Source organism: Pseudomonas sp. GW821-FHT02B10, from assembly GCF_059421865.1.
Map to the genome: position 1 here is coordinate 197186 of NZ_JBWKVU010000006.1, position 12488 is coordinate 209673.

Below are 12488 nucleotides of genomic sequence, written 5' to 3' on the forward strand. Positions count from 1 at the left end.
GTCCAGGGAGCCCCGGCCTGGCCAGGGTCAACCCGCGAGCATCGGATAGGTGAACAGCCCGAAGTGCAGCAGGTTCAAGCCGAAATGGGTGGCCACCGCGGCGCCCAGGCCGCCAAAGCGGTAGGCCAGGCCGTAGCCGACCCCGGCGATGCTCGCCAGCAGCCACCATTGCCAGCCGGCGCCCACATGCACCAGGCCGAACAGCAGGGCCGCGCACATCAGTGCCAGGTTTTCACCATAGGGCAGGTGCTTGAGGCGACGGCTCAGGCCGCCCTGGATGTAGCCACGGAACAGCGCTTCTTCCACCAGGGTGACCAGCAGCAGGTTGTTCAGCACCCACAGCCAGGCCTGGTCCGGCCATTTCGGCGCCCAACTGATGATGCCCAGCAACACCGCTCCACCCAGGGCCGCCAGAGCGGTCAGGGTCAAGGCCAGGGCAGTGGTATAGAGGGACAGGCGCAGCGAGCGGCGCCCGATGATCCAGGGGCAGACCAGCAACAGCCAGAAGCCGATCAGCGGCTTGTCCTGGTTCAGGTACATGGAAAACGGCACGGCATCGGCGGTGAAGCGTTGCGGGCCGATCGCCCGGCCATTGTAGAAACCGGGGAGCCAGTGCATGGCCAGCGCCAGGGCCAGCACCACGAACAGGCCGTGTCCCAGGTAGCGCGCGTAAGGGCTTTTCTGCTGGCGCACGGCAAAGCCCGCGCACAGCAGCAAGGCGACGGAAACCGCCGCCAGCAGGCCCAGTTGGCCGTAGCTCAGGGCCAGGGCGTAACCAATGGAGAGAAGTGCCAGGTACATCCATGGCAGAACAGTCATGTGAAATCCTTGTTGCGAAAAGAATGGAATCAGCCGCTCGCGCAACCTGCGTCGGCGGTTACTGGATAGAACGAGCGGGCGGCCAGTATAACGAGGCGCGGGCGATGAATAAGTGAAACAAAAACACCGCCCGTAGGCGGTGTTGGTGTTGCGGCATAGCGTTACGCGGCGATCAGTTGCCGCAGGACGTAGTGCAGGATCCCGCCGGACTTGAAGTATTCCACTTCGTTCAGGGTGTCGATGCGGCACAGCACCTCGACCTTTTCCTGGCTGCCATCCTCGCGGGTGATCACCAGGGTCAGGTTCATCCGCGGCGTCAGCTCGACACCGGTCAGGCCCTGGATATCCAGGGTTTCCTTGCCGGTGAGGTTCAGGCTCTTGCGGTTCTGGTCGAGCTTGAACTGCAGCGGCAGCACGCCCATGCCCACCAGGTTGGAGCGGTGGATGCGCTCGAAGCTCTCGGCAATCACCGCCTTGACCCCCAGCAGATTGGTGCCCTTGGCGGCCCAGTCGCGGCTGGAGCCGGTGCCGTATTCCTGGCCGGCGATCACCACCAGCGGCGTAGCCGATTGCTGGTACAGCATGGCCGCGTCATAGATCGCCAGTTTCTCGCCGGTGGGGATGTAGATCGTGTTGCCGCCTTCTTCGCCGCCGAGCATTTCGTTGCGAATGCGGATGTTGGCGAAGGTGCCGCGCATCATCACCTGGTGGTTGCCGCGACGCGAGCCGTAGGAGTTGAAGTCCCGCGGTTCCACGCCCTGCTCGCGCAGGTAGCGGCCGGCCGGGCTGTCGGCCTTGATGTTGCCGGCTGGGGAGATATGGTCGGTGGTCACCGAGTCGCCCAGCAGCGCCAGGACCCGCGCGCCCTCGATATCCTTGATCACCGGCAGCGGGCCGGCGATGTCGTCGAAGAAGGGTGGATGCTGGATATAGGTGGAATCCGCCTGCCACACGTAGGTCGCGGCCTGCGGTACTTCGATGGCTTGCCACTGGGCGTCGCCGGCGAACACCTCGGCGTATTCCTTGTGGAACATCCGGGTGTTGACCTGGGTGACCGCCTCGGCGATTTCCTGGCTGCTCGGCCAGATGTCGCGCAGGTAGACCGGCTTGCCGTCCTTGCCTTCGCCCAGCGGCTCGCGGCTGATATCGATGCGCACGCTGCCGGCCAGGGCATAGGCCACCACCAGCGGCGGCGAGGCCAGCCAGTTGGTTTTCACCAGCGGGTGCACCCGGCCTTCGAAGTTGCGGTTGCCGGACAGCACCGAGGCGACGGTCAGGTCGGCTTTCTGGATGGCTTTCTCGATCGGCTCCGGCAAGGGGCCGGAGTTGCCGATGCAGGTGGTGCAGCCATAACCCACCAGGTCGAAGCCCAGGGCGTCGAGGTATTGGGTCAACCCGGCGGCCTTGTAGTAGTCGGTGACCACTTTCGAACCCGGCGCCAGCGAACTCTTCACCCAGGGCTTGCGCTTGAGGCCTTTTTCCACAGCCTTTTTCGCCACCAGGCCGGCGGCCATCATCACGCTGGGGTTGGAGGTGTTGGTACAGGAGGTAATGGCGGCGATCACCACCGCACCGTTTTTCAGGCGGTAGGTCTGACCATTGTGGGCGTAATCGACTTCGCCTATCAGGTCGGCACTGCCCACGGCCACGCCGCCACCGCCTTCGCTTTCCAGGCGGCCTTCTTCCTTGCTGGTGGGCTTGAACTGCAGATCGAGAAAGTCGGTGAAGGCCTGGCCGACGTTGGGCAGGGAGACTCGGTCCTGTGGCCGCTTCGGCCCGGCCAGGCTGGCTTCCACTGTGCCCATGTCCAGCGCCAGGCTGTCGGTGAATACCGGCTCCTTGCCTGGCAGGCGCCACAGGCCCTGGATCTTGCTGTAGGCCTCCACCAGTTTCACCACAGCGTCCGGGCGGCCAGACAGGCGCAGGTATTCCAGGGTGACGTCATCCACTGGGAAGAAGCCGCAGGTGGCGCCGTATTCCGGGGCCATGTTGGCGATGGTGGCGCGGTCGGCCAGCGGCAAGTCGGCCAGGCCGTCGCCATAGAACTCGACGAATTTGCCGACCACGCCTTTCTTGCGCAGCATCTGGGTGACGGTCAGCACCAGGTCGGTGGCGGTGATGCCTTCCTTGAGCTTGCCGGTCAGTTTGAAACCTATGACTTCCGGGATCAGCATCGACACCGGTTGGCCGAGCATCGCCGCCTCGGCCTCGATGCCGCCCACGCCCCAGCCGAGCACGCCGAGGCCGTTGATCATGGTGGTATGGGAGTCGGTGCCGACCAGGGTGTCGGGGAAGGCGTAGGTGCGGCCGTCTTCGTCCTTGGTCCAGACCGTGCGGCCCAGGTATTCCAGGTTGACCTGGTGGCAGATGCCGGTGCCCGGCGGTACCACGCTGAAGTTGTCGAAGGCGCTCTGGCCCCAGCGCAGGAAGGCATAACGTTCGCCGTTGCGCTGCATTTCAATGTCGACGTTCTGTTCGAAGGCGGTGTTGCTGCCGAACTTGTCGACCATCACCGAGTGGTCGATCACCAGGTCCACCGGCGACAGCGGGTTGATGCGTTGCGGGTCGCCGCCGGCCTTGGCCATGGCCGCGCGCATGGCCGCCAGGTCGACCACCGCCGGCACGCCGGTGAAGTCCTGCATCAGCACCCGCGCCGGGCGGTACTGGATCTCGCGATCCGAGCGGCGCTCCTTGAGCCAGGCGGCGAGGGCCTTGAGGTCGGCGCTGGTGACGGTCTTTTCGTCTTCCCAGCGCAGCAGGTTTTCCAGCAGGACTTTCAACGACATCGGCAGTTTGTCGAGATCGCCAAGGCGCTTGGCGGCTTCCGGCAGGCTGAAGTAGTGGTAGGTCTTGTCGTCGATTTTTAATGTTTTAAGGGTTTTCAGGCTATCGAGGGACGGCATTGAATCACTCCTTTTGGTCCGCACGGCTACGGACCTGACGGGACGGGCAGAGCTCTTAACCTAGCCCTGTTTTCAGTAGCTGGCTAATAACTGGACTCTATGGACAAGTCCAAGGTTCCGAACTCGGCTATCATGCGCCGGTTTTCGTGACAGGCTTTGCGCGCACTTCGGGCAGGTTTGCGCATGATTCATTGCCCATTGCCCAGGAGATTCGATGAACACCCTCTTTATGCACTGCCGGCCGGGCTTCGAAGGCGAAGTCTGTTCCGAGATCGCCGACCATGCCGCGCGCCTGAACGTGGCCGGGTACGCCAAGGCCAAGCCGAGCACCGCCTGTGCCGAGTTTGTGTGCAGCGAAGAAGACGGCGCCGAGCGCCTGATGCGCGAGCTGCGTTTCGCCGAGCTGATCTTCCCGCGGCAATGGGCGCGGGGCGTCTTCGTCGATCTGCCGGAAACCGACCGCATCAGCGTGATCCTGGCCCACCTGGCGAGCTTCCCGACCTGCGGCAGCCTGTGGCTGGAAGTGCTGGATACCAATGACGGCAAGGAGCTGTCGAACTTCTGCAAGAAATTCGAAGCACCGCTGCGCAAGGCCCTGACGGCGGCCGGCAAGCTGGTGGACGATGCCGGCAAGCCGCGCTTGCTGCTGACCTTCAAAAGCGGCCGCGAGGTGTTTGTCGGCCTGGCGGACGCAGGCAATTCGGCCATGTGGCCGATGGGCATTCCGCGCCTGAAGTTCCCCCGTGAGGCGCCTAGCCGCTCGACCCTGAAGCTGGAGGAGGCCTGGCACCATTTCATTCCTCGCGATCAGTGGGACGAGCGTCTGCATGGCGACATGACTGGCGTCGACCTGGGGGCCGCCCCGGGTGGCTGGACCTGGCAACTGGTCAACCGCGGCATGCTGGTCACCGCTGTCGATAACGGGCCTATGGCCGAAAGCCTGATGGACACCGGCCTGGTGCAGCACCTGATGGCCGACGGTTTCACCTTCAAGCCCAAGCAGCCGGTGGACTGGATGGTCTGCGATATCGTCGAGAAACCGGCGCGCAACGCGGCCTTGCTGGAAACCTGGATCGGTGAGGGCCACTGCCGCGAAGCGGTGGTCAACCTGAAGCTGCCGATGAAGCAGCGTTACGCGGAAGTGAAGCGCTTGCTCGAGCGGATCGAGGACGGCTTCAAGGCCCGCGGCATTCGCGTGGCCATTGGCTGCAAGCAGCTGTACCACGACCGCGAAGAAGTGACCTGCCACCTGCGCCGGCTGGATGAAAAGAAGCCCAAGGCCCGTTGATTGTGGTTGCGGCGCAATGCCACAGATAGCGTCGATGCCGGCATTGCGCGACAATGCCGGCCAGTTTCAGGAGTGAGTTATGAGTCAAATCATCGATACGCCGGTCGACGGCACGCTGGACGCCACCGGGCTCAATTGCCCGGAGCCGGTCATGATGCTGCACCAGCATATTCGTGACCTGCAGCCCGGCGGCCTGCTCAAGGTGATCGCCACCGATCCCTCGACCCGCCGCGACATCCCCAAGTTCTGCGTGTTCCTCGACCATGAGCTGGTCGCCCAGCAGGAAGAGGCCGGCACCTATCTGTACTGGATTCGCAAGAAGTCCGGTTAAGCCATCGCCCGGCTGATGCGGATCCGCTTGCGCGCGCTGCGCGCCAGGCGGATCGACAGCATCAGCGCCGCGCAACTCAGGCCGGCGATCAAGCCTTCCCACAGCCCGCTCGGGCCGCTGGCAGGGCCGAACCAGTCGGTCAGCCCCAGCACATACCCCACCGGCAAACCGATGCCCCAGTAGGCGAGCAGCGTCAGGACCATGGTCACCCGGGTGTCCTGGTAGCCACGCAGCGCGCCGGCGCAGATCACCTGGATCGCGTCGGAGAACTGGTAGAGCGCGGCATACACGATCAGCATCGCCGCCACCTGGATCACCGCGGTGTCCGGGGTGTAGATCGAAGCGATGGACTCACGCAGCAGCAGGATCAGGCTTGCGGAGAACAGGGCGAAGGCCAGCGCTGCGCCCAGGCCGACGCCGGCGGCGAAGCGCGCCTGATGCGGGTTGCCGGCGCCCAGGGCCTGGCCGACCCGCACCGTGACCGCCATGCCCAGGGAATAAGGAATCATGAACAGCAGGGAGCTGATGTTGAGGGCGATCTGGTGCCCGGCCACCACCGTGGCGCCAAGGCTGCCGATCAGCAGGGCGATCACCGCGAAGATGCTCGATTCGGCGAACACCGCGATGCCGATCGGCAGGCCGACGCTCAGCAAACGCTTGATCACCGCCCATTGCGGCCAGTCGAAACGCTTGAACAGCTGGCTGCTCTGGTAGGCCGGGGCCCAGCGGGTCCAGCCGGCCATGGCCAGCATCATCGCCCACATCACGATGGCCGTGGCCCAGCCGCAACCGACGCCGCCCATGGCCGGCACGCCGAGGTGGCCATAAATGAACACATAGTTGATGGGGATGTTCAGGGCCAGGCCGAACAGGCCGATGACCATGCTTGGCCGGGTACGGCCCAGGGCATCGCTGCAGCAACGCAGCACGTAATACAGCGCCACCGCCGGCAGGCCGCTGGCAATGCCGTGCAGGTATGCCATGCAGGGGCCGATCAGCGTCGGGTCGACCTTCATCAGGTGCAGCACCGGCTCGGCACTGACCAGAATCAGGCTGGCGCTCAGGCCGACCGCCAGGGCCAGCCACAGCGCCTGGCGCACGATCGGGCCGATCTCGCCATAGGTGCCGGCGCCGACCCGCTGGGCCACCTTGGGCGTGGTGGCCAGCAGGGTGCCGGTCATCAACAGGAACACCGGGATCCAGATCGAGTTACCCAGCGCCACCGCCGCCAGGTCCCGTGGACTGACCCGTCCGGCCATCACCGCATCGACGAAGCCCATGGCCGTGGTCGCCAGTTGCGCGATCATGATCGGCAAGGCCAGGGCCAGCAGGCTGCGCAGTTCAAGGCGCACCCGGGCCGGGCGGTTGAGGGAAGTGGCAGGGGTATCGGTCACGGAATTCACAGGCGAAGCGTCCACAGGGTTGATGCGCAGGGCGGCGTATTCTACGCATTGACGGATGAGTCAGGAAAAAACCTCTGTTGTCGATTTGTAAGTGCTGGCGGCAGCCGGCGGGGTGGATTGCTCGCTGGCCGAAAATGGCCTTCTACGCCTAAACTGCGGCTCCGCGAAAGGAGCCTGCCATGCTGATTGTTGCCGACGAAAATATTCCCCTGCTCGATGCCTTTTTTGCCGGCTTCGGCGAGATCCGCCGTTTCCCGGGGCGGTCCATCGACCGCGCCGCCATCGAGGGCGCCGATGTGCTGCTGGTGCGTTCGGTGACCCAGGTCAGCCGCGCCCTGCTCGAAGGTAGCCAGGTGCGGTTTGTCGGAACCTGCACCATTGGCACCGATCATCTGGACCTCGAGTATTTCCATGAGGCGGGCATTCGCTGGTCCAGCGCGCCAGGCTGTAATGCGCGCGGGGTGGTCGACTATGTGCTGGGCAGCCTGCTGACCCTGGCGGAAATCGAAGGCGCCGACCTGACGCAACGCACTTACGGCGTGGTGGGCGCGGGCGAGGTCGGTGGACGGCTGATCGAGGTGCTGCGCGGCCTGGGCTGGAAGGTCCTGGTCTGCGACCCGCCACGGCAGGTGGCGGAAGGTGGCGACTACGTCAGCCTGGAACAGATCCTCGCCCAGTGCGATGTCATCAGCCTGCACACCCCCTTGACCAAGGCCGGCGAGCTGCCGACCTGGCACCTGCTGGACAAGCAGCGCCTGCGGCAACTGCGCCCCGGTGCCTGGCTGATCAACGCCAGCCGTGGCGCGGTGGTGGATAACACTGCCCTGCGTGAAGTGCTGCTCGAGCGTGAAGATTTGCAGGCGGTGCTGGATGTCTGGGAGGGCGAGCCCCAGGTCGACGTGGCCCTGGCCGAGCTGTGCGTACTGGCCACGCCGCACATCGCCGGTTACAGCCTCGATGGCCGGCAGCGTGGGACGGCGCAGATCTATCAGGCGCTCTGCGATTACCTTGGGCAGCCGCAAGCGATTCATTTGCGCGACCTGCTGCCCCGGCCATGGTTGTCGGAGGTGAGCCTCGATGCCCATAGCGACCCGGCCTGGTCCCTGGCAATGATCTGCCGAGCGGTCTACGACCCGCGGCGCGACGATGCGGATTTTCGCCGCAGCCTGGTGGGCAGCGTGGCCGAGCAGCGCGCGGCCTTCGATGCGTTGCGCAAGGGTTATCCGCCGCGCCGTGAAATCGATGGGTTGGCCGTGCGCATCCAGGGCGAAGCGCCAGGCTTGCAGCAGATCGTCTCGGCCTTGGGCGCGGTGTCGGTTCGTTGAAGGTTCGGGCCCGGTCGTTTGTGACGGGGCGACAAGGATTCCGGCAGGCATAAAAAACCCGGCTTCAGGGCCGGGTCAAGAGGACGTGAGGCTATGTGTCAATCTTGCTGCGCAGGCTTGACCAGTCGCTTTTCCAGTTCGCGGCAGGCGTTCTGGATCATGTCTTCGGTGATCGGTACTTCGCGACCCTGAGCGTCGATGATGGCGCATCCCAGAGACTGGTCGGGGTGGGTACGAATCACTTCAATCTTGTCATTGCTGCTGTTTTGCAAGGACATGGCCTGTCTCCTCATCAGGTTGTGCGCTTACTTTAAAACCGCCAGGTGACCAAGCTGTGACAACTCCCTGCAAGGTCCCACTACGGCGTTTTCTATCCGGGGAGTCCTCAGTCCAACAGAAATGTCTGTGGACTTCCACTCGGACCTTAGACCAATAGCATCTAGGCTCTAGTGTTGGCGGACATAATTAACCTGACTCATTTTGATTTACCCAAGTTCCAGGAAATGCAGGTTCCAAGAAACAGTTTCCAGGAAAATCGGTTCCGACAAACAGGGCTCAACCTCATCGCCTTGCTGGATCACGCGGCGGTGAATGGGGCGGGGCCGTTCCCAGGTGTGCTCCCGGATGAACTTCATGCTTTCTTCGCGTCAACGCCGGGCGATTCGCCTGGCCAGTCGTTTCATCGCGCCTTATCGCTGGCAGGCCCTGGGGGCGTTACTGGCGCTGGTGGTGACCGCTGGCATCACCCTGTCCATGGGGCAGGGCATCCGCCTGTTGGTGGACCGGGGCTTCATGACCGGGTCGCCGGATTTGCTCAACCAGTCCATCGGTCTGTTTCTGTTATTGGTGCTGGGGCTGGCGGTGGGGACGTTCGTGCGTTTCTACCTAGTGTCGTGGATTGGCGAGCGCTGCGTGGCGGACATCCGTCGGCAGGTGTTCAACCATCTGATCTACCTGCACCCGGGCTTCTATGAGAACAATCGCAGCTCGGAGATCCAGTCGCGGCTGACCGCCGATACCACCTTGCTGCAATCGGTGATCGGCTCGTCGCTCTCGCTGTTTTTGCGTAATGCGCTGATGGTCATCGGCGGCATCGTGCTGCTGTTTGTCACCAATCCCAAGCTCACCAGCATCGTGGTGATCGCCTTGCCCCTGGTGCTGGTGCCGATCCTGATTTTCGGCCGCCGGGTGCGCAGCCTGTCGCGCTTGAGCCAGGACCGTATCGCCGATGTCGGCAGCTACGTGGCGGAAACCCTGGGCCAGATCAAGACCGTCCAGGCCTATAACCACCAGCCCCAGGATGAGCAACGCTTTGCCCAGACGGTGGAAGAGGCGTTCAACACCGCGCGCCGACGTATCGTCCAGCGCGCCTGGTTGATCACCCTGGTGATCGTGCTGGTGCTGGGGGCGGTCGGGGTGATGCTCTGGGTCGGCGGCATGGATGTGATCGCCGGGCGTATTTCCAGTGGCGAGCTGGCGGCCTTTGTCTTCTACAGTCTGATCGTCGGCAGTGCCTTCGGCACCCTGAGCGAGGTGATCGGTGAGCTGCAACGGGCCGCCGGCGCGGCGGAGCGGATTGCCGAGTTGCTGCGTTCGGAAAACCTGATCCAGCCGCCGAGCGACAGCCCGGCCAGCTTGCCCGAGCGGGTACGGGGCGAGCTGGTGCTGGAGAACTTGCGCTTCTCTTATCCGTCGCGTCCGGACAGTTACGCCGTCGATGGCTTGAGCCTGACTATCCACGAGGGAGAAACCCTGGCGCTGATCGGGCCGTCGGGGGCGGGCAAGTCGACCCTCTACGATCTGCTGCTGCGCTTCTACGACCCGGAGCAGGGGCGCATCCTGCTCGATGGCGTACCCCTGACCCAGCTCGACCCGCAGGATGTGCGTCGCTGTTTTGCCCTGGTGTCGCAAAGCCCGGCGCTGTTCTTCGGCAGCATCGAGGAGAACATTCGTTATGGCAAACCCTCGGCCACCCCGGAACAGGTCAGGGAGGCGGCGAGGATCGCCTACGCCCATGACTTCATCGAGAACATGCCCGAGGGTTACCGGACCCATCTCGGCGATGCGGGGCTGGGACTGTCCGGCGGCCAGCGCCAGCGCCTGGCGATTGCCCGGGCGCTGCTGGTGGATGCGCCGATCCTGTTGCTGGATGAAGCCACCAGCGCCCTGGATGCCCAGAGCGAGCATTTGATCCAGCAAGCCTTGCCGAGCCTGATGAAGAATCGCACCACCCTGGTGATCGCCCATCGCCTGGCCACGGTGAAAAACGCCGACCGGATCGCGGTGATGGATCAGGGCCGGCTGGTGGCGGTGGGCACCCATCAGGAGCTGATCGCCAGCAATCCACTGTATGCGCGCCTGGCAGCTTTGCAGTTCAGCGATGGCCAGTCAGTGTCCTGACCTTGCGCTGGAAACGAAAATGCCCGCATCGCTGCGGGCATTTTTATGAGGCGTTATCGCTTACTGATCGTCGAAATACCGCTCATGCCAATCCACCAGTGGCTGTGGCGAATTGAGCTTCTGGCCGTAGATCACCGAATAGGACAGCACGTTCTGCACGTACTGGCGGGTTTCGTCGAACGGAATGCTTTCCACCCAGACGTCGAAGCTCAGGTGGTCGGCGCCACGGAGCCATTGGCGCACGCGTCCGGGGCCGGCGTTGTAGGCTGCGGAGGCGAGCACCCGGTTGCCATTGAACTGGCTGTGCACCTGGCTCAGGTAGGCGGCGCCGAGCTGGATGTTTTTGTCCGGGTTCAGTACTTGCTGCGGCGAGGCCAGCGGGATGCTGAACTTGCGCGCGGTTTCCTTCGCGGTGCCGGGCATCAGTTGCATCAAGCCGGCCGCACCGACGCCCGAGCGAGCGTCGTCCATGAACGCGCTTTCCTGGCGGGTGATCGCGAAGACCCAGCTCGAGTGCAGGCCACGGACCTTGGCTTCGCGCACCAGGGTGTCGCGGTGGGCCATCGGGAAGCGGATGTCCAGATCGTCCCAGTACTTCGCCTGGCTGATGGTGCGAATGGCCGGGAAGTACCATTTCAGGTCATAGGCCAGCTTGGCCTGGGCGACCATTTCGTCACGGTTGAAATGACGGCTGACGTGGTACCACTCGCGCCGGCCATCGACGATCTGGCCACGGGCATGAAACTCCAGGGCGCGCCGCACGCCGGGCGTATTGCGCACCTTGTTGATCACTTGCTGGCTGAGCACCAGCGGTTTGTTGTTCAGCTGATAAGGCAACTGGGTACGATCGGCCGCGAGGAAACCATAGAAATCGCGCTCGTTGGCCAAGCCTTTGTAGAGGGTCTGGGCCTGGGGGTTCTGCGGTTCGGCCAGTTCCAGGCTGCGCGCTTGCCAGTAGCGCCAGCGGTTTGTGGTCGCCAGGTCCTGGGGCAGCTTGCGGGTCAGCTGGTAGGCGTCTTCCCAGCGAGCCAGACGCAACAGCAGGCGCAGGCGCCATTCGGAAACCGTGTTGTCGCGCAGCTCGGGATCGTATTTGGTCATCACTTCAAGGCCGCGGCTGTCGAAGCGTCGCGCCAGGGTCAGGCCGATTTCCCGGGCGATCGCCACTTTTTCGTCACGGGAGAAGTGCATGCTGCTGGCATAACCGTCGAGCAGGGCCATGGCCCTGTCCGGATCCTGGCGGGCCAGGCGGCGCAGACCCAGGCCGACCACGTCGGACATGGCTTCGCTGGCTGGAGTGAAGCGCGACGGCTGGCTGAGCAGTTCGGGCTTCTGGGCAACGTCTACTAGCAGCCGGCCCTGAGGGGCGAGGGTGGTCATGCTGTTGACCAGGCTATTGGCCAGCGGATAGTTGCGGGCCTCGGCGGCCAGCTTGGCGCGCTGCCAGCGCTTCTGTTCGGTCAACTGGCCTTCGGCGGCCCACTGGGCGAACAACGCGTCGCAGGTGGCGGGCAGGGATTTGCCGCTGAGCCAGAGCTTGTCGGTGGCGGCGTAACCTTCGGCCTTGAGGTTGTGGCCCAGCTGGTATTGCGCGTTCAGGCAGTCCAGCTCGGTGAAGTTGAGCTTGGGGTCGTAATACTTGACGAAGGTGGCCCAGTCGCCGCGTTCGGCCAGCCAGCGCAACCAGCGCAGTTTCATCCAGTTGGCCTGGGGCAGGTCGCCGTGTTCACGGAGAAACTTTTCGATCTCGGCGTTGCTGGCGGTCTTTAGCCGGGCGGTCAGTTCGTCATAGGCCAGATAGGGCTCGAGCGGGTAGTCGGCCAGGACCTGGCTGTAGCGGAAATACGGACCGGAGTCGCCCTTGGCCAGGGCGCGCTTGGCTTCATCGTAATATTGACGCTGGAGTGAGAGCTCTGCGGCCTGAGCGGTGTGCACGGCAGAGGCAGAAAGAAGCAGGCAGGATAAAAGACTGAAAAGGCGACTGCGCATGAGACATCCGGGCAGAGAAATCATGACAAG

At 63.9% G+C, this 12488-nt stretch carries 9 protein-coding genes; 4 read left to right on the forward strand and 5 right to left on the reverse strand.

Features of this window, described 5'->3' with window-relative positions:
- Nucleotides 1-27: 27 nt before the first annotated feature.
- Both AC07VU_RS15875 and acnA read right to left on the reverse strand, forming a co-directional pair.
- Nucleotides 28-819 carry a CPBP family intramembrane glutamic endopeptidase gene (locus AC07VU_RS15875; RefSeq protein WP_053260294.1) on the reverse strand — a complete coding sequence of 264 codons (792 nt, stop codon included), beginning with the start codon at nt 817-819 and terminating at the stop codon, nt 28-30.
- A gap of 161 nt (nt 820-980) precedes the next feature.
- Nucleotides 981-3722 carry an aconitate hydratase AcnA gene (gene acnA, locus AC07VU_RS15880; RefSeq protein ID WP_495030126.1) on the reverse strand — a complete coding sequence of 914 codons (2742 nt, stop codon included), beginning with the start codon at nt 3720-3722 and terminating at the stop codon, nt 981-983.
- A gap of 214 nt (nt 3723-3936) precedes the next feature.
- On the opposite strand from acnA, the gene rlmM reads away from it, so the two are divergent.
- Together rlmM and tusA are read left to right on the forward strand one after the other, a co-directional pair.
- On the forward strand, nt 3937-5010 hold the full coding sequence (gene rlmM, locus AC07VU_RS15885; RefSeq protein WP_025804232.1) for a 23S rRNA (cytidine(2498)-2'-O)-methyltransferase RlmM: 1074 nt from the start codon (nt 3937-3939) through the stop codon (nt 5008-5010).
- A gap of 79 nt (nt 5011-5089) precedes the next feature.
- Nucleotides 5090-5341: a sulfurtransferase TusA gene (tusA, locus tag AC07VU_RS15890; RefSeq protein ID WP_007921329.1), complete on the forward strand. Its 252-nt coding sequence runs from the start codon at nt 5090-5092 to the stop codon at nt 5339-5341.
- On the opposite strand, the gene AC07VU_RS15895 is transcribed toward tusA, so the two are convergent.
- The gene (locus tag AC07VU_RS15895; protein ID WP_277588234.1) at nt 5338-6744 is read right to left on the reverse strand and encodes an MATE family efflux transporter; all 1407 of its coding nucleotides are present in this window, start codon (nt 6742-6744) and stop codon (nt 5338-5340) included. The two genes, tusA and AC07VU_RS15895, sit on opposite strands and share 4 nt — an antisense overlap.
- Nucleotides 6745-6923: 179 nt before the next feature.
- Between AC07VU_RS15895 and pdxB the strand changes: the two genes are divergently transcribed.
- Nucleotides 6924-8069, forward strand: a complete 1146-nt coding sequence (pdxB, locus tag AC07VU_RS15900; protein WP_495030127.1) for a 4-phosphoerythronate dehydrogenase PdxB — start codon at nt 6924-6926, stop codon at nt 8067-8069.
- A gap of 98 nt (nt 8070-8167) precedes the next feature.
- On the opposite strand, the gene AC07VU_RS15905 is transcribed toward pdxB, so the two are convergent.
- Nucleotides 8168-8347 carry a PA1571 family protein gene (locus AC07VU_RS15905; RefSeq protein ID WP_007921326.1) on the reverse strand — a complete coding sequence of 60 codons (180 nt, stop codon included), beginning with the start codon at nt 8345-8347 and terminating at the stop codon, nt 8168-8170.
- Between the two features lie 346 nt (nt 8348-8693).
- Here AC07VU_RS15905 and AC07VU_RS15910 point away from each other — a divergent pair, with 346 nt between their 5' ends.
- Nucleotides 8694-10469, forward strand: coding sequence for an ABC transporter transmembrane domain-containing protein (locus AC07VU_RS15910; RefSeq protein ID WP_495030128.1), 1776 nt, complete (start codon nt 8694-8696; stop codon nt 10467-10469).
- A gap of 60 nt (nt 10470-10529) precedes the next feature.
- Here AC07VU_RS15910 and AC07VU_RS15915 read toward each other — a convergent pair whose 3' ends face one another.
- A complete protein-coding gene (locus AC07VU_RS15915) occupies nt 10530-12458 on the reverse strand; it encodes a transglycosylase SLT domain-containing protein (RefSeq protein ID WP_495030129.1) in 1929 nt (642 codons plus the stop codon).
- Nucleotides 12459-12488 lie beyond the last annotated feature (30 nt).

Excerpts from the sequence above, each read along its gene's own strand:
- AC07VU_RS15875 (WP_053260294.1), bottom strand. The coding sequence starts at position 819 with ATGACTGTTCTGCCATGGATGTACCTGGCACTTCTCTCCATTGGTTAC.
- acnA (WP_495030126.1), bottom strand. The coding sequence starts at position 3,722 with ATGCCGTCCCTCGATAGCCTGAAAACCCTTAAAACATTAAAAATCGAC.
- rlmM (WP_025804232.1), top strand. The coding sequence starts at position 3,937 with ATGAACACCCTCTTTATGCACTGCCGGCCGGGCTTCGAAGGCGAAGTC.
- tusA (WP_007921329.1), top strand. The coding sequence starts at position 5,090 with ATGAGTCAAATCATCGATACGCCGGTCGACGGCACGCTGGACGCCACC.
- pdxB (WP_495030127.1), top strand. The coding sequence starts at position 6,924 with ATGCTGATTGTTGCCGACGAAAATATTCCCCTGCTCGATGCCTTTTTT.
- AC07VU_RS15905 (WP_007921326.1), bottom strand. The coding sequence starts at position 8,347 with ATGTCCTTGCAAAACAGCAGCAATGACAAGATTGAAGTGATTCGTACC.
- AC07VU_RS15910 (WP_495030128.1), top strand. The coding sequence starts at position 8,694 with ATGAACTTCATGCTTTCTTCGCGTCAACGCCGGGCGATTCGCCTGGCC.
- AC07VU_RS15915 (WP_495030129.1), bottom strand. The coding sequence starts at position 12,458 with ATGCGCAGTCGCCTTTTCAGTCTTTTATCCTGCCTGCTTCTTTCTGCC.